The organism is Enterobacter asburiae, assembly GCA_011754535.1.
Taxonomy (GTDB): domain Bacteria; phylum Pseudomonadota; class Gammaproteobacteria; order Enterobacterales; family Enterobacteriaceae; genus Enterobacter; species Enterobacter cloacae_N.
In genome coordinates, this window is record JAAQVN010000001.1 from 75,455 (window position 1) to 99,482 (window position 24,028).

The window sequence follows — 24,028 nt, forward strand, 5'->3', positions numbered from 1 at the left end:
CAGAAATTAGAGCAGTCGACCCCCATCTCTATTTAAATAGCGAAGTTAGACAAGCGAAATAATGCCAGTTCCAGCGCTGATGCTCATCGATATCACATATTTTTAATTATTTTTACCCCTAACCTAAATATCACTACCAATTATGGTAGTGCTCCCTTTGGGACTATTCCTATTTATGGTGGGGGTGGCATACTGAAGAAAACTCAAAAAATTCTCTCTGCTTATGCGTAATTACAGCCCGGCTGTCTTTCGTTGTTCGTTATTGTATTGCTCCCTCGGCAATACCGCATCTTTTTCTCCTGACTACACGTGATATTCGCCGCCTGCTTAATATCGGGCAGGGCGCTCGGCTTTATTATCCGGGTGATTTGGCACCTGAGCGCCTCGACATTTATTACCGTATTGGGTTAATGATTTAAGGTAAAGGCATGGATAAGCATCCCGTTGGATTAGCGAAGCGTCTGATTAGTTATCTGGTCATGTTTCTAGTGGCAGGGCAGCCAGTCTTTCCCGCAGTTGCTGCATCCATCAACCCGGTTACGCCAGGTACCCGGATGGACCAGGCGGGGAACGGAGTGCCGGTCATCAACATCGCCACGCCAAATCAGGCAGGGATCTCTCATAACCAGTTCCAGGATTACAACGTCGGCAAAGAGGGGCTTATCCTCAATAACGGCACGGACCGTTTAACCCAGACCCAACTGGGCGGGCTTATCCAGAACAACCCCAACCTGCAGGCCGGGCGGGAAGCGAAAGGCATCATCAACGAAGTCACGGGAGCCAGCCGCTCGCAGCTGCAGGGCTATACGGAAGTCGCCGGCAAGGCGGCAAACGTCATGGTGGCTAACCCGTACGGTATCACCTGTAACGGATGCGGGTTTATCAACACCCCCAATGCCACGCTGACTACGGGTAAACCGCAGTTTGACGCTAACGGTAACCTGCTGGCGCTGGATGTAACGAAAGGGGCCATCACGGTTGAAGGCCAGGGGCTGGACGCCAGCAGGAGCGACGCGCTGTCGATTATTGCGCGCGCAACGGAAGTGAACGCCGCGATTCACGCGAAAGATCTCACGGTAACCGTGGGCGCCAACCGGGTTGCCGCCGACGGCAGCGTCACGCCTGTCGCAGGGGAGGGTTCGGCTCCTCAGGTTTCTGTGGACACTGGCGCACTGGGGGGAATGTACGCCAACCGTATCCATCTTGTTTCCAGCGAAAAAGGCGTCGGGGTTAACCTCGGGGATCTTAACGCCCGACAGGGCGATATTACGCTGGATACCAACGGTAAGCTGATGGTGAATAACAGTCTTGCAAGCGGTAGCCTGACGGCGAAGGCGGATAGCGTTGTCCTCAGCGGCGAACATAAAAGTACGGGAACGATGCAGATCAACAGCCGTTCAGACGTGGCGGTAACGAACGGCAAACTGGTTAGCGACGGGGATATTACGCTTGCCGGGAATGGAAAGCTGAGCGTCGCTAACGGTACGTTAACGGCGGGTAAAGACATTAACCTGAGCTCTGGTTCGCTTACCGCAGATACCACGAGTGAGGTTAATGCGGCTGGCGCAATTCAGGCTAACGTCGCCGGTGCTGCAAACCATGCGGGTAAGATGACAGCAGGCAGCGGTATCTCCCTTTCCGCAGGCCAGCTCGCTAACAGCGGAAAAATGACCGCGAACGGCGATCTGAACGTGAAGGCGGGAGGTTTTACCAATAGCGGTGCGGTACAGGCGCAGAAAAATACCCGGCTTGATCTGGGCACGTTGAACCACACTGGTCAGCTGCTGACCGGTGGTGTGCTGGGGATTTCAACGGGGGATGCTTGGATTGACGGCATGTTCAGCAGCGATAGCGATCTGAGCGTTAGCGGTACCGGCGCGCTGAATATCGGGCAAAACGGGCAATTGTTATCCGCCGGCAGGCTCGGACTGCAGTCTGACAGCGTCATAAACAACGGGCTGGTCAGTGGGAAACAGAATCTCGCGCTCACCAGCCGTCAATTCAGCGCTGTTCAGGGGAGCACGCTGACCAGCGGGGGCAGCCTGCAGCTCAATGCGGGTGATGCGCAGATCGCCGGGGAGGTTCTGGCCCAGGGCGATCTGTCCTTCAGCGGCGACCGGATCACGACGCTTTCGAGCGGACAGCTTCAGTCGCAGGGCGATATGCTGTTGCAGGCGCATAACGCCGCCGGGCTGGACGGTATCCAGGCTGCAAAAGGCAACCTGACGCTCGCTACCGGCAGCTTAACGCATCGCGGTACGAGCCGCGGCAGCAACGTTTCTCTGCAGGCTAACCAGATTGACACCAGCGGCACCCTGCAGGCGGATAATGCCATGGCGTTGAGCGCCGAAACCATTGTTCAGCAGGCCGGAGGGGCGCTGCTGGCGCAGAAAGCGCTGCAGATTAATGCCAGCCAGTTGACCAACGGTGGCTCTCTGGATAGCGATGCCTTAACGATTGCCATTAACGGGCATACCGATAACCACGCCAGCGGCAAAATGACGGCCCGCAACGGACTCACGCTGACGGGAAATACCTTCACCAACGACGGTCAGCTGGCTGCCAGCACGCTGGCGCTGACGCTAAATAACGCCTTTACCAACACGGTCTCCGGCAGCGTGCTCGCCGAAAATACTCTCGACCTGGCCGCTCCGGTGTTCAATAACGCCGGAAGAGTGGCCTCATCCGCTCTGAACCTGAACGCGAATACCCTCGACAATAGCGGCCTGCTGCAGGGCGGGCAAACGTTGCAGCTCGCTTCAGAAAGGCTGGCTAACCAGAGCGGCGGGAAAATCATCAGCGGCAGCGGGCTGGCGCTGAACATCCCACAGCTGGTAAATGCCGGGCTGATTTCGGTGAAGCAGGGGCTCACCATTGAAAGCCTGATGCTGACGAACAGCGGCAATCTTGAAGCCCAGTCGATGGCGCTGAAAGCGGGTCAGAAATCAAGTAATCAGCAAGGCGGCGTAATGCTGGCGGAAGCGTCGCTGGCGCTGACCACCCCGGCGTTTGATAACGCGGGCAGCGTTCAGGGCAAAACGCTGACGATTGACGCCGGGGAGTGGAGCAACGGGGGTCAGGCTTCGGGGCTGGACGATCTGTCGGTCAATGTCCGCGATACGTTTACTAACCTCGCCGACGGGCGGCTTGTCAGCCAGCAGAGCGGCAGCGTAAACGCCGGGCAGTTTGCTAATTTCGGCGGCGTCACGGCAGGCAATCTGCGCATTAGCGGCAACAGCCTGACTAACGACGGCTGGTTGCAAAGTGGCGGGGCGCTGGATCTGAATGTCGGCGCGCTGGCTAACCGGCTTTCCGGCACTCTTCAGGCAGGCAGCGGTCTGGCCGTTACCGTACAGCAGCTGGTTAATGCTGGTGCGATCTCCGCTCAGCAAGGCGCTGCCCTTGATGCGTTAACGCTGGATAACAACGGGCGGATTGAAGCTCAGGATCTGCAGCTGACGCTGCGCGAAAAGCTGAATAACCTGGCTGAGGGGATCCTACTCGCCCAGCGCAGCCTGAAGCTCGCGACGCCGCTGCTCAGTAACGACGGACGTCTGATGTCGGAAAGCGCGACGCTGAACGCGAAGACGCTCGTCAATAAGGGTTTGCTGCAGGGGAGCGCGGCACTTGTCGCTGACGGTGAGGAGTTTAACAATGCCTCCGAAGGCGAAGTCGTCAGCGGCGGTACGCTGACGTTCAATGAGTCCCAAGGGTTCAGCAACGCCGGTAAGGTGCAGGGCGAGACTATTGGTCTGAATACCAGAAGGGCGGATAACAGTGGCCAGATGCTGGGATTATCTGCGCTTAGCCTGAGCGGAACCGAAAGCCTCACCAATAGCGGTAATTTGCTCAGCAAAGGCAAACTGGGCCTTACGAGCGAGCAGCTGGATAACCAGGGGCAGATCGCGGCGCCCGAGCTGAACATCAACACCCGGCAGATGACCAATAGCGGTTTGCTTCAGGGTGACCAGCTGTTTGGTTTTACCGCCTCCTCACTCCATAACCAGAAGCAGGGCAGCATTATCAGCGGCAGCGGGCTAAGACTTGCCATTCCCGACCTGGTTAACGCCGGTTTGATTTCGGTCACCCAGGGGCTGGCTATCGAGGCCGCGACGCTGGACAACGCCGGGAACATCGAGGCGAAGGATTTACAGCTGACGCTGCGCCAGCAGCTGAATAACCAGGCGAAAGGTGTACTGCTGGCAGATGATACGCTTCATCTGTCGACGCCTGTGTTCACCAACCAGGGGCAGCTGATTAGTCGCTCAGGCACTTTGATCGCCGATACTCTGTCAAATGCGGGATTACTGCAGGGAAACCAGGGGCTTTCGGTCAGCAGCCTTACGCTGGATAACCTTTCAGGAGGTCAACTCCTGAGCGGCGGCGCGCTTACCTTGAATTCCGTGCTGGGAAAAAACGCCGGTCGCCTGCAGGGGGATACGGTTCAGGTCAGTGTGGGGAGGTTGGATAACAGCGGCCAGGTGCTTGCTGTCAACGGCCTGTCGCTCACCGCCGGGGAATTGAATAATACTGCTGGCGCAGAAATGAGCGGCAGCGGGGGCAGTTTACATGTTGATCAGCTGGTCAACGCCGGACTGATTTCGGTCAGCCAGGGGCTGGCTATCGACGCGCTGACGCTAACGAATGGCGGCAATATTGAAGCGGGCAATCTGGCGTTAACGTCGGTACAGACGCTGAATAACCAGACCAGTGGCGTACTGTTGGCAGACGATACCCTCTCGATTGACGCCGCCAGCGGTGATAACGCCGGGAAGCTTATCAGCAGTAACGCGCGTCTTGCGGTTAGCAGCTTAACAAATAGCGGGCTGATTCAGGGAAACCAGTCCCTCGGCCTGCAGAGCAGCCAGTTGAACAACATCGCCAGCGGCCAATTGCTGAGCGATGGTGATGTGGGACTTAATGTTGACCGTCTGGATAACGCTGGCCGGGTGCAGGGGAAAAGCCTGACGCTCGCGGGTGGACAGTCTGGCGGCGTTAACCGCGGACAAATGCTGGGCCGCGAGGCGCTGAATATTCTGTTCGCCGGGGCCTTCAACAACGATGGGCGCCTTATCAGCCAGAATTCCCTCAGCCTGAAAAGCGGGGCGCTTTCTAATACCGGGGTAATTGCTGCTGCAACCGTTAACATCGACAGCGCAGTGGGGCAGGCAAATAACAGCGGATTAATTCAGGCCGACGGCAAGCTCAGCTTCTCCGCCGCCTCATTGTCCAATCAAAAGAGCGGTTCGCTGGTAGCAGGCGATGATATTGCGCTGACGGTACCTGCGCTGATCAATGACGGGCTGATGTCGACGGGGAAAAACCTGCGCCTGGACGGGACTTCTCTCGATAACCGCGGTGGTCTGGAAGCGCTGAATGTGCAGCTGAATTTGTCCGGTCAGGTAAACAACCAGCCTGATGGGCATCTGTTTGCAGACGACCTGCTGACGCTTAACGCCGGAAGCTGGCGTAACGACGGGCAGCTTATCGGCAACAACGTCATTATTACGTCCGGGCGCGGGCAAAATAGCGGCCTGCTGCAGGGGGATATTGGTCTTAAACTTGCCGTTACCGGCCTCGATAACGATCAAGCAGGCAAGATATTAAGCGGTGGGCTGCTCGACATCACCGGCCAGCAGCTGAACAACAATGGCCTGATGCAGGGGCAGAACGCTCTCCTGCACGGCGTGGATTTCACTAATGCGGGTTTGCTGACAGGTAAAGGCGATCTGACGCTGAATGTGGATAATACCGCGACCATCAGCGGGCAAATGCTGAGCCAGGGCAAGCTGCAGCTTGACGCCAGTCAGCTCGATAATAGCGGTATTCTGGCAGCAAATACGGTTAGCGTGAGCACCGGAGAGCTGAACAATACCGGGACGCTGCAAAGCAATGGTGCTTTGAATCTCGTTGCAGACGCGTTCAGCAACGTTGGTACGCTTCTGGCCAAACAGGCGCTAAATCTCACGAGCGCAATGCTGACTAACAGCGGTGTGATTCAGGCCGACACGCTGACCCTCGCGGTAAAAAACGCGCTGACCAACCGGGACACGGGCAAAGTGCTTGCCACCCAGGCGCTGGCTTTTGACGGCAATACGTTAACCAACAGCGGCACGCTGGCGGCAGATAATGCGCACCTGGCTCTCGGGATCCTGAACAATAGCGGCCTGGTGCAGGGTAACAGTGGGCTGGCGATCCAGGGTCAAGCGGCACAGACCTCGGGCCTGAGAAGTGTTGACGCCGCGCAGACGCCTGCTGCCAAAGTGATTAATAACCTGATCGTCGGACAGCTGTTAAGCGGCGGCGATTTGACGATTGCCGGGGATAAGGGCGATAACGCCGGCACGCTACAGGGCCGGACGCTGAACGTTAAGGCCGGAAGCTGGGATAACGAGGGGACGCTGCTTGGCCAGCAAGGCGCGAGCCTGAACGTCAGCAGCATGCTGACAAACAGCGGAACGTTACTCAGCGAGGCCGGGTTTGATATTCGCGCAGGCGCTGTAGATAACCGCGGGCAGTTGGCGGCGGGTACGCTTAACCTGCAATCGGACAGCATCAGCAACAGCGGTTTATTGCAGGGTAGCGCTGCGTTGACGTTCGATACCCGGGCCCTGGATAACCTTACCGGTGGACAAATTCTGTCCGGCGGCTCGCTTAATCTCGATCTGCCGCAGTTTACCAACGGCGGGCTCGTTCAGGCGATTCAGGATATGACGCTGACGACCGGCAGCTTTGACAACCTGGGCACATTGTCTGCCGGAGCGTTAAATCTTAACGTCGCGCAACAGCTGAATAACCAGAGCGGGGGCAAGCTGCTGGCGACCCGTCAACTTAGCAGCCAGAGCGCCAGCCTGACGAATAACGGTGTGCTTGCCGCAATGAGTGTCGAGCTTACCAGCGGCCAGATCGACAACAACGGCATCCTGCAGGGAGACAGCGCGCTGGCGCTGCACACGCCGCGGCTCAACAATCTGACGAACGGGCAAATTGTTAGCGGCAGCTCGCTGAATCTCTCTATCCCGCAGATGGTCAACCTGGGACTGATGTCAGTAAAAGAGGCGCTGGTCCTTTCCGGAGCCACCCTGGATAACCAGGGAACGTTACAAGGGAGCCGCGTGGGGCTAAGCTTCTCCGGCGACGTCGTGAACCGCGGCAATGCACGCCTGGTGGCACAAAAAGATCTGACCCTGAGCGCCGCCAGCCTTAACAACCAGGGCACGTTAGCGGGAGATTCGGTGAATATCATCACCAATCTGCTGACCAACGTCGGCTTGCTGCAGGGCAACAGCGCGCTGGCGCTGAACTCCCTGACGCCATCAACTCTGGTACTTAACAATAAGACCGGCGGGCAAATTATCACCGGCGGGGCGTTGACGCTTTCCCTGCCGCAGCTGACCAACCAGGGGCTGCTGCTTTCGCAGCAGGGGCTCACGCTTAATCTCGATAATCTCGACAACCAGGGCATCGTGCAGGCGCGCGATCTGGGCCTGAATATCGGCAACCAGCTGACGAACCAACAAAGTGGACGGCTGCTCGCTCAGCAGGGGCTGAACCTGACGGCCGCAAGGCTGGATAACGCAGGTCAGCTGGCGGCGAGTAATGCCACGCTGGCGGTCAATATCCTGAATAACCGCGGCGTGCTTCAGGGCGACGGCGGGCTGTCGATTACCGGCCCGACGCTGAACAACCTGACGGGCGGTAAACTGCTTACCGGCGGACAGCTGACGTTTAAGGCCGGTCAGCTTGTGAATGCCGGGATAATGCAGGGGCAACGGCTGGGCGTGAACGCGAGTGGCTGGAACAACAGCGGCAGCGCGCTCGGTACCGACGGACTGACCGCTCAGGTTGATAACCAGTTGACCAACACGGGTCGCCTGCTTGGCCAGGGGAGTACGCGCGTCGCTGCGGGGGCGCTGAATAACCAGGGCTCTCTGCTGGTTGACGGTGACCTGATAGTGGACGGCGGCAGCCTGTCAAACGGGGGCAGCCTTCAGGGCAGTACCCTGACGGTAAATAGTGGTACGGTCGATAACGCCGGTTCCGTGATTGGTCTGAACGCCCTGACGCTTCAACCTCTTCAGGGGCTGACCAACCGGGCCGGTGCATCAATGAAAACGCAGGGAACGCTGCTGGCGGGTGGGCAGAGCATCACGAATGATGGTCTGTGGCAGTCGCAGTACCTGAAGGTTAACGCCCGGCAGTTACAGAACAACGGCACGCTGCAAAGCGCGGGAAATATGGATCTCGCGCTGACCTCCTCCCTGGTCAATACGGGCTCAATGGTGGCGAACGGGACGGCCACGCTCGGGGCGCCAACGCTGAAGAATCAGGGGCAAATGCTGGCGAAGAAGATGTCGCTGTCGGGCGGTTCGCTCAGTAACAGCGGCAGCATCAGCGGTGCCGATGGCCTTGGCGTCACGCTCAGCGGCGATCTTGACCAGCAGGCGGGTGCGAAGCTGTTAAGCAACGGTCTGCTCAGCATGGGCGCCAATATCCTGACCAACCTCGGTCATATCCAGGGGAGCACCCTGACGCTGAATGCCGGTAGCCTGAATAACCAGGGCCGCATGGAGGCGAATACCGCGCTCAACGCCACGCTGCGCGGTAACGTCGATAACGGACGCAATGCCGTGATGCTGAGCCAGGGCACTTTCCAGCTGGGCGCACAGACGCTGAATAATGACGGTACGCTACAGGGGAACGGTAATACACAGCTTGACCTGCGCGATCGCGGCAGTAATCAGGGGCAGTTACTCAGTGGTGCAACGCTAACGCTGAATACGCCGGGGCTGACCAACAGCGGCTGGGTGCAGGGCTTTGCGCTGTGGCTCAACGCCGGTTCGCTGAACAACAGCGGTACGGTGCTGGCACAGCAGCAGGGAACGCTCGGTGGTAATTATATTGTAAACAACGGCATGCTGCAGGGCGCGAACCTGACGGTTAATCCGGGCCAGCTCGATAATAACGGTACGGTATACGCCACCCAGAATCTGGGGATTGCCGCCTCGCAGGTCAATAACGCTGCTACTGCCCGGATGCTTAGCCAGGGTAACCTGGCGATTAACGCCACTAATACCGGCCTTCAGGGGCAGGTTGTGGCGCTGGGGGACCTCTCCCTCGCGAGTAAGGCTTCTTATAATCAGCTGACTACGCTGGCTGCGGGGAATACGCTGTCCGTCACCAGCCAGGGCGATATCACGACCAATGGCCTTATGCAGGGCAAGGGGATACAGCTTTCCGCTGCGGGTACGCTGAATAATAACGGCCAGCTGCGGGCGGGCTATGGCGAAAGCCAGCTTAGCGCAGGGCAGCTAAACCTGAATGGTACAGGCAGCGTCGAAGCGGGCGGTACGCTGCGCCTGAGCAGCCTGAATGGTATTAATAACGCAGGGTTTGTTGGAACTGCAGGCGATTTGATCGCCAGCGCCGGAAGCACGCTGCTGAATAGCGCTCTGCTGTACGCGGGCAATAATATGAGCCTGCTGGCGAACAGTATCCGTAACGCGCGCGGCGATATTCTGGCCGGCAACAGCCTGTGGATGCAGCGCGACAGCGCAGGTAACGCTAGCGCGGAGGTCGTGAATACTTCAGGCAATATTGAAACCCAGCGTGGCGACATTTCAATCCTGACCGGGCATTTAGTAAACGAGCGGGATGGGCTCAATGCAGTCCAGAGCGAAACGAATATCGCACCATCCTGGGTTAAGGGTGGAACGGCGGATATTCCTGTGGACTGGATTTCCTCTTCCGGTACCGGTAAATACGGTATTTATGTGACGGAAGGACAGCGTTATCACGGCCACGGTGACGACTGGAGCGAAATGCTTGGCAACTATGCGCCTTATGAAGACGCGGATGTTCAAAAAGTTGCCGTTAAAACCGTTTCGGTATCCGTGAGCGCGAAGGGGCAGCAGTCCCGCATTGCGTCCGGCCGAGACATCATCGCCCGGTCTGATAACGTTGAAAATATGGCGTCGTCGATTCTGGCGAACAGAAATATTCAGCTTTCAGGAAGTACCTTAAATAACCAGTCATGGCTAAACGGCACGTCGACGGTTTATAACGTTTATCGCTATGGGGTAGGCGATAAATATGCCCGCAGACCTGATGAGACCACGCGAAGCTATGACAAGCTGGTATCGAAGTCGATTAGCTATGTTCTTGACAGTGTGACCACTGAAGGGGCCAGCGGAGACGTTTATCGCGCCGTTATCCAGGCTGGCGGCGCGGTAGTCGCCAGCTTCAGCAACAATATCAGCAATACCTCCACCACGGCGAACGCCCCGGGCTATAAGCCTGGCCTCAGTGCCCCCGGACTCAACCTGTCTGGCGGCCCGACCGTTGCGGCTGGCGCTAAGGCCACCGGGCTCGGCGCGGCAAGCAGCCAAAGCGTTGCCGCACCGCAGGCGACCATTAACCTGCCCGGCGGTGGGAGTGGCATAGGCAATGCGGAAGCGCTCACCAGCCGCAATGCCGGAAATAACGGTCTGGCATCGATTGATAATCGTCCCCAGAGCATCGGCGATTTTGGCCAGGCTGGCGGCAAGCTGGCTGACGTTCACCTGCAGGCTGCAGGCTTAACCTCCCAGAACGGTGCGAACGGTACGCCGGTTGATTTGACCGGGACCGGTGCAGCCCTGGTGGTTCCCGGCAGCTCGGGTGGCAAGCATACGACTATTGCCAGCGATGCCGTAGCGCTGGCGGGGCAGAAGCAGTCGGGGACAAGCGGAACATCCGCGCTGGCTTCCCGCGATAAGATCGGTGAAATCGCTGCGGTAACGGCTCAGATCATTTCGCTTTCCAGCGGCGGGAAAACGCCTCCGCCACCGGGTTATAACTACCGTCCTGTTTCGCTTACCGATATCTCGTCGGTTGCCCCAGCGCTGACCAGCAATGGTTCGCCGATTAAGCTGAGCGACTATCCGCTACCGGCCAACAATAACGGCTATTTTGTGGCAAACCGCGATCCGAAAAGCCCGTATCTCATTGTTACCAACCCGAAACTGGCGGGTTTAGGGCAACTGGATAGCAGCCTGTTTAATGATTTGTACAAGCTGGCCGGGACAACGCCGCCTTCGGCGCCGCAGGAAACCCGTACAACCTATACCGATACCACGCAGTTCCTGGGTTCGGATTATTTCCTGGCGCGTCTGAATCTGCGTCCGGAATATGATTACCGTTTCCTGGGCGATGCGGCCTTCGACACCCGCTACGTCAGCAATCAGATCCTGAACGAGACCGGTAGCCGCTACGTTAACGGCGTGGGCTCCGACCTTGAGCAGATGCAGTATCTGATCGATCGCGCCGCTCAGGCCCGTGACAAGCTGGGGTTACAGCTCGGCGTCAGCCTGTCGGAAGAGCAGGTTGCCTCGCTGGATTCCAGTATCCTGTGGTGGGAAAACATGGTGATTGAGGGGCAAAATGTCCTCGTGCCAAGGCTGTACCTGTCGGCGAAGGACGTGGCGTTTAACAAAGGGAGCATTATCGCCGGGAACCAGGTGATCCTTAATGCCGGCAGCATCACGAATGACGGCAGTACGCTGCAGGGTAAAAGCCTGCTGGCAGCCAGCAGCCAGAGCACAATCAACAACATCAATGGCGGCCTGATCGGTTCAAGCGGAAGCCTGCAGCTTAGCGCCCTGGGCAATATCAATAACGTGGGGTCCACCATCAGCGGGCAGACGGTTAGCCTTGAGAGCGTGGGGGGCAGCATTATTAACCAGACGCTGACCAACCAATGGAATATCTCGGGTACCACGAACGGATGGAACAGCCAGGCCGTCTCGCTGACGCAAACCGACCTGGGCGCACTTGCTTCCATCAAAGCGACGGACAGCCTGACCCTGAGCGCCGGGAAAGATATCATCAATACCGGCGCTAACCTCAGTGCTGGCGGCGATATGTTGCTAAAAGCGCTGGATGATATCTCTGTTACAGGGAATCAACTGGTGACGCGCGACCGTTATGGCCGCAATCTCAATGAGACCGTCACCAACCAGGGCAGTACGGTCACCAGCGGAGGCAATCTTGGCCTGCAGGCAGGTCACGATCTGAACGTTACGGGCAGTAATCTGACGGCCGGAGGCAGCGCTGCGCTTTGGGCGGGGAACGATCTGGTGCTGGATGTGGCGCAGAATAGCCGCCACAGCCAGACCGCGAAAACGGATTCCCTGAAGACGGATAATACGCGTACGGTCATTAGCGCTGGCGACGATCTGACGCTGGCCGCAGGCCGCGATCTGCGCAGTAACGCCGCGGCGCTTGCCGCACAGGATCGCGTGGGGCTGCAGGCCGGACGGGATATCGATCTGCTGGCGGCAGAGACCACAACCAGCGACAAATACAGCGCGAAGAAAAAGGTCGAGATCAACCAGTCCGTGCGCCAGCAGGGAACGGAGATCGCCAGCGGCAGCAGCACCACAATCATTGCGAACCGTGATGTTAATACCCAGGCGGCGCAGGTCACAGCACACGGGGATATTGGCGTGGGCGCAGGGCGGGACATAAATCTCGCCACCGCTACCGACAGCGATTACCACTACAAAGAGCAGACCAAAACTAAGAAAGGTTTCCTGAGCAAGAAAACCACCCACACCATCGAGGAGAACAGCGCGACGCGTGAATCCGGCTCATTGCTGAGCGGCGATAACGTGCAGGTGGTGGCGGGCAATAACCTGCGGGTGTCAGGCTCCGCCGTGGCGGGCGATGGCGACGTGCAGCTTAAGGCGGGCAACAACGTTGATATCGTTGCAGCCACTAACACCGACACCTCCTGGCGCTTTAAGGAAGAGAAAAAATCCGGCCTGATGGGCTCAGGCGGGATTGGCTTCACCATCGGCAGCAGCAAAAGTACCCAGGATCTCCGTGAGAAGGGCACCACCCAGAGCCAGAGCTTCAGTACGGTGGGTTCGACAGGGGGAAGCGTGGATATCGCTGCCGGTAATCAGCTTCATGTCGGCGGTGCGGACCTGGTGGCGGGCAAGGACATGGCGCTCACCGGTGACAGCGTGGCGATCGAACCGGGTCATGACAGGCTTACCAGCGATCAAACCTTCAAGCAGAAAAGCAGCGGCCTGACGATTGCCCTCTCCGGCGCCGTGGGTGACGCAGTGAACGCTGCCGCCAGCACGGCAATGGCGGTAAAAGAGCAGAGCGATGGTCGTCTCGCAGCGTTACAGGCGACCAAAGCTGCGCTTTCGGGTGCCCAGGCCGTGCAGGCCAACCGTCTCGCAGAAGTAACCCACGGCAGCGACCCCACCAGGAATGGTGCGTTCGGTGTGATGGCCTCGATTGGCGGGCAATCTTCTAAATCCACTTCACATTCGGAGCAGGATAAGACCACCGGCAGCACGCTGAATGCTGGTAATAATCTCGCCATCACGGCGACAGGTCAGGGACATGCTGCCAACAGTGGTGATATTACCGTGGCGGGCAGCCAACTGAAGGCGGGCAAAGATCTGACGCTTAATGCAGCCCAGGATATCAGCCTGGCGGGCGCAGCCGATACCAACAAGCTGACGGGCAGCAACTCCAGCAAAGGTGGCTCGGTCGGCATCGGTATCACCGCCGGTCCGAAAGGTGCGGGTATCACCCTCTCTGCCAGCGTAAACGCTGCAAAAGGTAAAGAAAAAGGTAATGGAACCTCCTGGAACGAAACGACGCTGGATGCCGGGCAGACTGTCAGCCTCACGAGCGGCCGCGACACGGTGCTGAAAGGCGCACAGGTCAATGGCGATAAAATCACGGCGGATGTCGGGCGCGACCTGACCCTCAGCAGCCTGAAGGATAGCGACAAATACAACAGCAAACAGCAGAGCATGAATGCTGGCGCAAGCTACACCTGGGGTGCGGGCGGCGGTAGCGGTAGCTTTAGCATCAGCCGCGATAAGATGAAGAGTAATTATGACTCGGTGCAGGAGCAGACCGGGATCTTTGCAGGCAAAGGCGGCTTTGATATTAACGTCGGCAACCATACGCAGCTGGACGGTGCGGTGATTGCCAGCCGTGCTGACGCAGACAAAAACCGCCTGGAGACGGCGACGCTAGGCTTCGCGGACATCAACAATAAAGCGGAGTATAAGGTTGAGCATCAGGGCGTGGGCTTCAGTACCGGCGTCGGGGTTGCAGGTAATCTGGTTGGCAATATGGCCAACACCCTGCTGGCAGGGATGGGGAGTAGCGGCAATGCGGAAGGGACCACGCAGTCAGCGGTGGCCGACGGCGCTATCATCGTTCGCGACCAGTCTAATCAGAAGCAGGATGTCAGCACGCTCAGCCGTGACACTGACCATGCCAACGGCAGTATCGACCCGATCTTTAACAAAGAGAAAGAGCAAAAACGACTGCAAACCGCACAGATGATTGGCGAGATCGGCAATCAGGTTGCGGATATTGCGCACACCAACGGCAAGATTGCGGCCACGGAAGCGGCCAACGAGAAGATGAAAACCGCTGGCGGCGATGAGCGTAACGCCGCCATCAGCCAGCTGAAAAAAGACGGTAAAGAGGTTACCGATCAGGCAATTCATGATCAGATGTACCAGACCTTCTATAACGAAGCGTTCAACAAGTCTGGCATGGGAACGGGGCAGAGCACCCAGCGCGCCATCACGGCAGCAACGGCAGCCGTTCAGGCGCTTGCAGGAGGAGACATAAAAGCTGCGATTGGCGGCGGTGCCGCGCCGTATATCGCCAATGCCATCGCTAATGCCATACCCGAGACGGATCTTAAAGGACGTGTGCTGGCCCATGCTGTCGTCAACGCCGCGCTTGCAGCGGCTTCCGGCAGAGATGCTGCTTCCGCCGCAGCCGGTGCGGCGGTGGGCGAGCTGGCCGGTAAGATTGCGGTTGATGGCTTTGGTAAAAAAGTCAGCGAACTGAGCGAGGAAGAGAAACAGACGGTATCTGCGCTAGCGACACTGGCTTCTGGCCTGGCTGGCGGACTCGTCGGAGACAGCAGCGCGAATGCGGTAGCGTCGGCGCAAGCGGGCAAGACGACAGTTGAGAATAACTCGCTCAGTGCACAGGATGAGAAAAAACGCCAGGACGCGAAGTGGTCATTGCCGTATATCAAGGACGCAACAGAAAAAGCGAAAGCTGAAAAGCTGATTGCTGATCTTAATGCGAAGGATAAAGCATTCGATGTAGCGCTGGATAAAGCCTGCCAGGGACTGTCGTCATCAGCATGTCAGGGGATGAGGCAGGAGCTGGCTGTAATGGGTCAGAGCTATGATGAGCAGATGGATGGTCAGTATGTCGGCACAATGGGCAGTGTGTATAAAGACGGTGCCGAGAAAATTGCCGGGCAGCAGTGGCAGTACGCCACCGCTGATGCTAAGGCACAGCGTGACGCCAGTGTTGAGTTAATAGGCAAAAACTGGGGCGTCAGTCCGGAAACCGCCGCGATACTTTATGATGGAATGACGGCCGTGCACAGTACTGCGGCTGTTGCTGGGTCTCTTTATGGGATGAGAGGCCCGAGTACGGTAACTGTTTATCGCGTTGAAGGGACACCAAACACTCGCCTTTTGATTGGAGATAATGGACAAGTTACTATCACTGGCAGTACAACCTTATATTTAAATTTTGGCGATAAAGCCAGAGCTATAGCGTTTTTTGAAAAACGCAGCATCCAAAATATGGACGATGCAACGATCAAAACATTTGAAGTACCCAACTCTGTTTTGGATGATTTGAGAAGAACGGCTGTCAAAGAGAGTGTCGCCAGATTGCCAGAGAACAAAGGAAAGCCTGTGATTGCTGATCCAACAAAAGCTAAAGATCAGTATGGGATAAGACCTGAAAAGCTGAAAGAATTGCAAGATAAGATCATTCAGGGGACGGGAAAAGATGCAAGTAAATGACGAAGTATTACGGCAAATTGTTTTAGAAAGGGAGAGGTTAACAACCCCTCCCCAGGCGATGAGTAAGGCATCTGGAGTCGGAATCGCCAGGTTCGTTGTGTCGTGTAATGATGCTTATTTAGTTTTGACACTTGCGAAAGATGTTATGACTATTATAAATAATTATTCGACACAAAATTGGCCGTCTCTTGATAGATGGTTAAATATACTTCCACTTCAATTTACTCATTGTTTCTTGCCTGAGTTATCGGAAGTCGAAAGGGAAAAACAAACAAAAGACTGGGAAGCCCTGACATACGAAGAGAAACTAACTGAAGCTTCTCATGATGAACAGTGGACGTTATCGTCATGGTTATCATGGATGGAGCCAAATGAGCGTGAATGGTTTTGGTGGGATACTATTATTTTCGATATGCCCTTAAATAATACCCACTTTTTAATAGAAGTAACGACTTTGGACTCAATGTTTATGGCCGGAGCATTGAAAAAGTTATTTAAAGCCTGTGGAGCGATAGACGTTGTCTCAGAAGATGACCTGTAGATAAACAATTCCAATCTCTACTATTCCGGGATTGATGGCATGCTTGCGCCGGGGGAGATCTGGTCGCGAATACGCAGCAGCAGCCGCTCGTCGCCAATCTCGATGTTAATCTGAAACGCGGCCACCAGGTTGGCACCGCCCCCCTTCGCTTAAAAATAATTCTGCCGTGATGGAATAAAATCCTACAAGCGGCATCTTATTGCGAATGATAACGAGCCCACGACGAGTGCAGACCTTATGCCACCTAATGACGCTGAAAATAACCAGCTGCGAGAGCTGATCCCCGGACTGCGCCGTTTCGCCCTCTGGCTGATTCGGGATGTCCATGTAGCCGACGATCTGGTTCAGACAACGCTTGAGCGTGCCCTGGATAAATGGACAACACGACGCCCCGATGCCTCGTTAAAAAGCTGGTTATTCACCATTCTTTATCGCGAGTTCCTGATCGAGAAACGCCGCACAAAGCGCTACTGGGGATTGCTCAGCAGAATGAAAAGCGATGACAATCCTGCCTGGCCGTCAGCAGAGCAAGAGATTGCAACGCAAAGTATGCTGGAAGCCTTTGGTCGTTTGACGGAAGAACAACGGAGTTTGTTGATACTCATTGCCATTGAAGGACTGAGTTATCAGGACGTTGCCCATGTGATGGATATTCCCATCGGCACCGTGATGTCCCGATTGTCCCGGGCCCGCCAGGCACTACACCGTCTGGGTGAGGGTGACGTCCCACAGCCGATATTGAGACTGATGAAATGAAAATACCGCCTAACGAGCACGATTTGCATGCGTACGTCGACGACCAGTTGGATGCGAGCGAACGCGTTGTCATTGAACGTTACCTGGCGCAGCACCCGCACATTGCCCGTCAGGTTCAGGGCTGGCGGGAGGATGCACAACGCCTGCGTGCCACGCTGGCAGGGCTGCCTCTGCCCGACGTAACTACCACGCTGGATCCTGCCGCGATACGCGCCCGACAGGTGCGTCGAACCCACAGCCGTATGCGGCTGGCCGCCTCTTTTGTTTTGTGTATTGCGCTGGGTTTGCTGGGGGGCTGGCAGGCTCACAGCTGGCAAAGCCCCGCCAGCGCGCCGATGGGTGATGCGCTCAGCGCCTACAAGCTGATGGTCATAGAGAAGAGCATGACCGCCGATTTTACTCCGGATGGACCGAAAGCGCTGACAGCGTGGCTCACCCAGCATGTTGGTACGAGCGCACAAATGCCGGATCTGCGTCAGGCTGGCTTCACGCCGGTGAGCGGTCGCCTGTTTGCTACGGAACAGGGGGCCGCCGCGATGGTGCTCTATCGGGATCATGCCGGGCATACCCTTAGCTTTTATATTCGTCCACCGGACCCTCGCCAGCCGCTGCTTTCTACCGGGCAGCGCAGCGCAGAAGGTCTGGTTGCCCTTTATGGTTCCTCGCAGGGGTTGAACTACGCCGTCGTCGGCCCGGCTGGCATGGTCAATAATCCGGCCATTTCCCGCGAGCTGAGCAAACGGATCTGACGACGTCATTGTCCGTTGCGGAAAAAATAGTTTTTTTGCAACAGTCGGGAATAAACGGCGCGCTGAAGCATCTCTTACACAGGTCTGCATGATGCAGACCTGGATGAATAAGGATTGAGAGATGAGAAAAGCAACGCTAGCCACTCACGGTTTTTTCATGGCGTCTTTATTGCTTGCAGGTACTGCCTTCCCGGTTTCCGCAAGCACGACGCCGCTGACAAAAGCGGTCAAACAAAATTTTGATGGCGAAATCCAGAACAATACGCTGGCAGTGAGCCCGAATGAAAAACAGGCCGTTGTTGCACGCAGCGGACAACCTGAAGTCATTGTTTACGACTTGACGACCGGTACCGTCAGCGCGGTGCTGAAGCACTTCAACACTCCGCGAAATATCGTATTTGCACCGGACGGTAAGAGTTTCTATGTCTCGGATAGCAGTCTGGGCCTTATCGAGCGCGTGGATGCTTCGACCTTCGAAACGCGTGAATACTATGCCGCAGGCCCTGGCGCGTTTGGCACGGTGTTAAGCAAAGATGGCAAGACGCTCTATATCAATAATCAGGCCAGCAACGCAGTCATCAGTATGAATACTGAGACGAAAATTGCGAATGCCGTGATCACCGGGTTTTCGCAACCCCGACAGGGTGTGCGACTCAGCCCGGATGGCCGGGTGCTGTATGTTACCAACTTCGTTAGCGACAAAATCACCCTCGTAGATACCGCCACCAACAAAATCATCGGTGAAATTGGCGGGTTTAATAAGATCCGCGCCATTTCCGTGACCGCAGACGGGAAAACGCTGTTTGCCGCCAATAGTGGGAATGACACCATTTCGGTCGTCGACACCACCGCGCAAAAGGTGACTGACACCATTCCTGTCGGGAAGCAACCGTATGGTGCGGCGCTGTCGCCAGACGGTAAATTCGTTTACAGCGGCAACCTGGGTGATAACAGCGTCTCTATTATCGACGTGCAGACACGCAAAGCGATCGCCACCGTGAAGGGCTTTAACGAACCGCGACAGGCCATCGTCTTTACCGCAGATAACCGATATGCCTGGGTACTGAACAAAGATTTGAGCATCTCCAGAATTGATCGTGAAACGCAACGTATTGTGTCCACGATCAAACGCTGAAGACCTGAAACTTACGCAAAGAGAATGACATGAAAAAAACAACACACAACGTTTTACTTGCTGCACTGCTGGCTCTGGTTTCTGGGCAAAGCGTTGCTGCCGTAAAGGATGACGCGCTGGCGCATTTTAACGCTATCGCCGACGGGAAAACCGCAGATCTCAAGCAACAGTACGCGCAAGACGCGCGTCTGGATTGGATAGGAGGGCCGCTGGACGGCATTTATACCTCATCTGACGCGATTGGCGGAGTATGGAGCAAATTCATCACGGCCCAGGGAAAACTGAGCCACAAAGTCGATAATCTGAATGAGGTCACAAACCCGAAAGGGAGTACGGTCACCGCACGTGTTCAGTTTGCCGGGAAAACGACAATCAATGTCTTTTATGTCCTGACCTACCGCGAAGGCAAAATCATCAATGAAACGTGGCAGATTGATCCTGCAAAAGGTTAAAAAACGGCTGACCCCAGTTATATCCCGCCAGTTCGGCGGGATTTTTTTATGCATCACAGCGAGTTACTGAACAATAACCCGTCCATTTAGCGGCTGGAGTGGGCGGTTATTGCTGTGCTCAAGTGCTTGCTTAAATGTTTCCAGCTGTTTTTCAGATAGGTTTACCGTATTTTTCATCACCAGCCAGCGCAACCCTTCAGTACAGGGTGGGGTCGTCAGTGAGCCGCTGAAGCGATAATAGTGGAGATCGGCCGGAAACAGCGGGCGGAGGTCGAAGCGTTTATCAATCGAGACTTCGTGGTTCTTCTCTTTCGGAAGACGCGCCAGCAGCGGGGACAGAGCGGTGTTTTCAGGGCCAACCTCGAACATAACGGCAAGCACCGCGATGTCGCCGTCTTCGCTGGCATGGACAAAGTGCGCCTCAAGCGGGAAGGATTTACCGTTAATCCGGTTCTCGCTCGGGGTATGGAAATGATACTGGCGCAAGATAAACGTGGTGTCATCCAGACGGAATTCATCTTCATCTCCAGCAGTGACCTGAAGAGTGTGACCGTTGTTGACAAGCTTTTCTGCTGCGGTATGAAAATCCAGAATCAGCGGCGGCAGTGTGGCATCAAAGGGATGGCGGATATCGATAGGGGATTGGTATTTCCCGGTCTTGCAGGTGGAAAATGTATCACTGAGTTCTCCCCAGTTGTCCGGTCCACCTTTTCCTTCATACGCCCAGTGCGGGGGCGATTCCGCGAAGGCGGAAACAGACAAAACGAACAGGGATGCAGTAAGGACTCGTTTCATGATGTGTCTCTATAGTTAAAGCGGATAAAGATAGAGATGACATCGTATTAAGTCCTACAAGACCCGTCCTGAAACGTGTTTTAAAGTGGAAAATGAAAGACGTTACCCCAGCCTCTCCACCCTCGTCTCCCCCTCAACCATCGACAGCTGATACAGCGAAAACGATCTCTGCTTCTCAATCAACGTCGCCAGCTCCGGCGAGTGGCTGGTGAGCCAAATCTGCGAGTAGCGGCTGGCCTCGGCGATTAAGCTCGCCAGCGCGGGCAGCATCTGTGGGTGCAGGCTGTTTTCCGGTTCGTTCAACGCGATAAATGCTGGTGGACGCGGGCTGAGCAGCGCCACCGCCAGGCATAAAAAGCGCAGGGTGCCGTCGGAGAACTCCGCGGGTTCCAGCGGCCTGCTCAGCCCTTCGCGCTGCATCATCATGCGAAAACGTCCGCCGGTGTTGTCGCTGTAAAACACGCAGCCGGGGAAGGCCTGGTCGAGGATGCGCATTAGCAGCAGCTCGTCGCCAATCTCCACAATGGTCTGAAACGCCGCCGCCAGGTTGGCGCCGTCGCTGGCCAGCACCGGCGAGCGAAAGCCGACCTGCGGGGCGCGCATCGCCGAGCCGATTGATACAGAAAACTCATGATAAAAGCGCCAGTTACGCAGGGACTCGCGCATCTGCGACACTTCCGGGTAAAGGTGCGGTTCGCCGAGCTGCCCGAATACCGATTCGTTCTCGTACAGCGTGCCGCTGTGGGTCACTTTTTCATGATGCACGTTGTTCAGAAACACGGCCTGATTCCTGCGCTTCATCAGCTGGGACGAGGGGCGTCGGTGCTGGCCGCTCAGCCAGAGAGATTCTTCCTTGATCACCGGGTCGAGCTGGAACTGCGACGGGTAAGGCAGCTTCTCCACAAACCCGACCTGCAACTCGTATTCATAGGTCTCTGTTTCCACCGAGAGGTTCATCCGCCGCAGCTGGTCGCTGCGGGTTTTACCTGCCCAGAACACCTTCAGAATGCCGCCCTCGTTCGCCAGCGCCTGGGAAAACTGCCCCTGGGCGGCGCTGTGCATCAGGTGTATCGCCTTGTAAATATTCGATTTCCCGGTGCCGTTTGGCCCAAAGACGATATTGAGCTGCTCCAGCTCCAGCGACATCTCGCGGATGGAGCGGTAGTTTTGAATGTGCAGGGTGTTGATCACAGGCAGGCCCCTTTTTGCAGAATAAGCCTGTATATAATCACAGGCTTTGAGGTGAAATGCAAAAAAGAGACGACAGTGAGGATGTCGTCTAAACGGGGTACTGCTTTGGGCCTCTAAGGGTCAATGGGGCCTTCGCATTTTTATGATCACTTGACTGCCAGACGCAGACCCAAATCATCAGGATAGGGATCAAAATAGTTTTGCGTCATCAGATACCGGTCGGGGTATTCGGCCAGGTAGTGCTTCAGCAGCGTGATCGGCGCGAGGATAGGCAACTGTCCGTTGCGATAGTGCAGGATCACGTCGCGCAGCTCGCCGCGCTGGCGGCTGTTCAGCTGGTTACGGAAATACCCCTGAATATGCATCAGCACGTTGGTGTGATTCTTCCGCGAGGCGGGTTTTTTCAGGATGGTCATCAGCTTTTCCCGGTACGCCACGAAGAAGGCGTCCAGGTCTTCCCACTCGTGCAGCGAGGCAACGAACGGGCCGATTTCACGGTAGCCCGCCTGGTGGTGCGCCAGCAGCTGGAGCTTATAGCGGCTGTGGAAGTCCAGCAGCGCGCGGCGCGTAAGGCCATTTTTACGCAGCGTGTTCAGTTCGTGCAGCGCAAAAACGCGCTCGACGAAGTTTTCCCGCAGCACCGGGTCGTGCAGGCGTCCGTCCTCTTCCACGGGCAGCCACGGCCAGGTTTCAAGAAGGGCGGCGGTGAACAGCCCGACGCCCTCCTTGCGGCCCCGGTTGCCGTTTTCATCATACAGCCGCACGCGTTCCAGGCCGCAGCTTGGGGATTTTGCACAGACGATAAATCCCGACAGATCGCCGATTTTTGGCAGGTAGTCCGCCGTGAAGTCGGCCATTTTCTGCGTGAGGTCATCATGAGGCGGCTTGCTGAAACGGAGCTGCGTTTCGCCGCTGTCCGTAAGCGTCAGGCGTATGGCCGGGCGAGGCGTAGGCAGGCCGATGGCCATTTCCGGGCAGACAGGCCTGAAATTCACCCACTGGGCCAGCTCATCCATGACGAAGCCCATGCGTTTGTGTCCGCCGTCAAAGCGAACGGCGGATCCGGTCAAACATCCGCTAATACCGAGCACAGGTTTCGTTGTCATGGTGAAGTCCTCCCGTTCATATAACTAAAACTTACACAACATGACTAATTTGTCCAAGTATTCGCGGAACTATTTTTTATAATCCTTTAAAATCAATGCGTCTTAGCTGCCCTTGTAGGTCGAATAACCGTACTGGCTCAGCAGAAGCGGAATGTGCAGTTTCTCGTTGGTGCGGGTCACGGTAAACAGCACCGGGATCTCCGGGAAGAAGGTGTCCAGCTTTTTGCCATGGAAGTACTCTGCGGTTTTGAAGGTCACTTTATACACGCCAGGCTGCATGTCCTGATCCTGCGGATAGAGCGATTTGATACGACCGTCATGGTCGGTTTTACCGCTGGCAATCGGGGTCCATTTGTCCTGCTGCTGCTTCTCCAGCGTAACGGTCACGTCTGACGGCGGCATCCCGGTTTGCTGGTCGAGAATGTGGACGCTTAGCGTGCCGGCAGGGGCGCTAAAGGCGGCGGGGGCAAAGGCCATCGAGGCCAGGATCAGCAGAGGGGCAGTTTTTTTCATGGTGTTTTCCTGTGGAGTTATTCGTCACAGGAAAACGTTAGCATCTGCGGCGCGGGAAAATATTCAACTTTTCGTGAAGATTCCCGCAGGAGAAAATTATCAGAGGATAATCACTTCAAGCGATACCTGCTGCTGCCACTGCTCCACCTGCTTTTTCCGCCCGGCGGTGAGTTTGCCGCTGGTGACCAGAAGCCATTTACGCTCCGGGAAAATTTCCGGTGCCAGCGCGTCAGGCGGAACCGGCAGGATGTCGATGCGGTGGCCCTGCCCGGTGCGCGTCAGGGCTTCGAGCCAGATCTCGCACGGGTCATTCAGGTGCCAGCCGCTGAGCAGAATGTTATCGCCTGGCGCTTTTTTATCGCCTTCGAGGCAAAACGAGGTGTAGGCGATAATGATGCCGTCGAGGATCGCGCGCAGGGTCATGGCGGCGGCGACGTTGGCCGAAACCTGGCTGCGCAGAGGGCGCAGCACGTTCGCGACCAGCTCCGGCCTTGGGTATTCGCGTCCGGCGTCGTAAATCATCTGGCGCAGGGACTCGACTTTGCCGTCCTGCAGGCGCTGCAGCATGTTCTGCTGCAGGGTTTGCCAGTTGTTGGTCCGACCCGGCATCGGGCGTTCCAGCAGCGGTTTGACCTGGCCGATCGGGACGCCTTTTTTTACCCAGTCGAGGATTTTGAGCGCCTGCTGGACGTCCTCATCGCTGTACTGGCGGTGGCCGCCTTCCGTGCGTTGTGGCTTGAGTAAACCATAGCGACGCTGCCACGCCCGCAGGGTGGTGGCGGTGATGCCGCTGAGTCGGGCGAATTCGCCGATGGAGTAAGCCATGTCCGTGTCCAGAGTGGAGGAATACTCTCAATATACTACGAATTTTCCCGAACGGGATGAAGCGCCGAAACGGTGCACTACACTTAACATCCAACCGCGCAA

Annotated in this window: 11 protein-coding genes; 6 read left to right on the forward strand and 5 right to left on the reverse strand. The window is 56.5% G+C overall.

The annotated features are described in order from the left end of the window. Positions 1-428: 428 nt before the first annotated feature. The 6 genes from HBM95_00335 (at position 429) to HBM95_00360 (ending at position 19,496) form a co-directional block, all read left to right on the forward strand. Positions 429-15,863: a filamentous hemagglutinin N-terminal domain-containing protein gene (locus HBM95_00335; protein ID NIH41400.1), complete on the forward strand. Its 15,435-nt coding sequence runs from the start codon at positions 429-431 to the stop codon at positions 15,861-15,863. Beyond that, a complete protein-coding gene (locus HBM95_00340; GenBank protein NIH41401.1) occupies positions 15,850-16,404 on the forward strand; it encodes a hypothetical protein in 555 nt (184 codons plus the stop codon). The genes HBM95_00335 and HBM95_00340 overlap by 14 nt, the downstream gene beginning before the upstream one ends. A 237-nt stretch (positions 16,405-16,641) precedes the next feature. After that, positions 16,642-17,160 (forward strand): sigma-70 family RNA polymerase sigma factor, encoded by a 519-nt coding sequence (locus tag HBM95_00345; protein NIH41402.1) that lies wholly within the window; start codon positions 16,642-16,644, stop codon positions 17,158-17,160. Then, positions 17,157-17,909: an anti-sigma factor gene (locus HBM95_00350; protein NIH41403.1), complete on the forward strand. Its 753-nt coding sequence runs from the start codon at positions 17,157-17,159 to the stop codon at positions 17,907-17,909. Before HBM95_00345 ends, HBM95_00350 begins: the two co-directional genes overlap by 4 nt. 121 nt (positions 17,910-18,030) lie before the next feature. After that, the gene (locus HBM95_00355) at positions 18,031-19,044 is read left to right on the forward strand and encodes a beta-propeller fold lactonase family protein (protein ID NIH41404.1); all 1,014 of its coding nucleotides are present in this window, start codon (positions 18,031-18,033) and stop codon (positions 19,042-19,044) included. Positions 19,045-19,073: 29 nt separating this feature from the next. Further along, entirely contained in the window at positions 19,074-19,496 is a 423-nt protein-coding gene (locus HBM95_00360; GenBank protein ID NIH41405.1) for a nuclear transport factor 2 family protein, read from the forward strand. Between the two features lie 63 nt (positions 19,497-19,559). On the opposite strand, the gene HBM95_00365 is transcribed toward HBM95_00360, so the two are convergent. The 5 genes from HBM95_00365 to HBM95_00385 all read right to left on the reverse strand — a co-directional run bounded on the left by HBM95_00365 (position 19,560) and on the right by HBM95_00385 (position 23,926). Then, positions 19,560-20,291: a carbonic anhydrase family protein gene (locus tag HBM95_00365; GenBank protein NIH41406.1), complete on the reverse strand. Its 732-nt coding sequence runs from the start codon at positions 20,289-20,291 to the stop codon at positions 19,560-19,562. Positions 20,292-20,393: 102 nt separating this feature from the next. After that, positions 20,394-21,482 (reverse strand): AAA family ATPase, encoded by a 1,089-nt coding sequence (locus tag HBM95_00370; GenBank protein ID NIH41407.1) that lies wholly within the window; start codon positions 21,480-21,482, stop codon positions 20,394-20,396. Positions 21,483-21,628: 146 nt separating this feature from the next. After that, positions 21,629-22,588: a DUF523 and DUF1722 domain-containing protein gene (locus HBM95_00375; protein NIH41408.1), complete on the reverse strand. Its 960-nt coding sequence runs from the start codon at positions 22,586-22,588 to the stop codon at positions 21,629-21,631. Between the two features lie 102 nt (positions 22,589-22,690). Next, positions 22,691-23,101 carry a hydroxyisourate hydrolase gene (gene uraH, locus HBM95_00380; protein NIH41409.1) on the reverse strand — a complete coding sequence of 137 codons (411 nt, stop codon included), beginning with the start codon at positions 23,099-23,101 and terminating at the stop codon, positions 22,691-22,693. A 99-nt stretch (positions 23,102-23,200) separates the two neighbouring features. Further along, the gene (locus HBM95_00385) at positions 23,201-23,926 is read right to left on the reverse strand and encodes a MerR family transcriptional regulator (GenBank protein ID NIH41410.1); all 726 of its coding nucleotides are present in this window, start codon (positions 23,924-23,926) and stop codon (positions 23,201-23,203) included. Positions 23,927-24,028 lie beyond the last annotated feature (102 nt).

Coding starts and splice junctions, on each gene's coding strand:
- HBM95_00335 (NIH41400.1), top strand. CDS start 429: ATGGATAAGCATCCCGTTGGATTAGCGAAGCGTCTGATTAGTTATCTG.
- HBM95_00340 (NIH41401.1), top strand. CDS start 15,850: ATGCAAGTAAATGACGAAGTATTACGGCAAATTGTTTTAGAAAGGGAG.
- HBM95_00345 (NIH41402.1), top strand. CDS start 16,642: ATGCCACCTAATGACGCTGAAAATAACCAGCTGCGAGAGCTGATCCCC.
- HBM95_00350 (NIH41403.1), top strand. CDS start 17,157: ATGAAAATACCGCCTAACGAGCACGATTTGCATGCGTACGTCGACGAC.
- HBM95_00355 (NIH41404.1), top strand. CDS start 18,031: ATGAGAAAAGCAACGCTAGCCACTCACGGTTTTTTCATGGCGTCTTTA.
- HBM95_00360 (NIH41405.1), top strand. CDS start 19,074: ATGAAAAAAACAACACACAACGTTTTACTTGCTGCACTGCTGGCTCTG.
- HBM95_00365 (NIH41406.1), bottom strand. CDS start 20,291: ATGAAACGAGTCCTTACTGCATCCCTGTTCGTTTTGTCTGTTTCCGCC.
- HBM95_00375 (NIH41408.1), bottom strand. CDS start 22,588: ATGACAACGAAACCTGTGCTCGGTATTAGCGGATGTTTGACCGGATCC.
- uraH (NIH41409.1), bottom strand. CDS start 23,101: ATGAAAAAAACTGCCCCTCTGCTGATCCTGGCCTCGATGGCCTTTGCC.
- HBM95_00385 (NIH41410.1), bottom strand. CDS start 23,926: ATGGCTTACTCCATCGGCGAATTCGCCCGACTCAGCGGCATCACCGCC.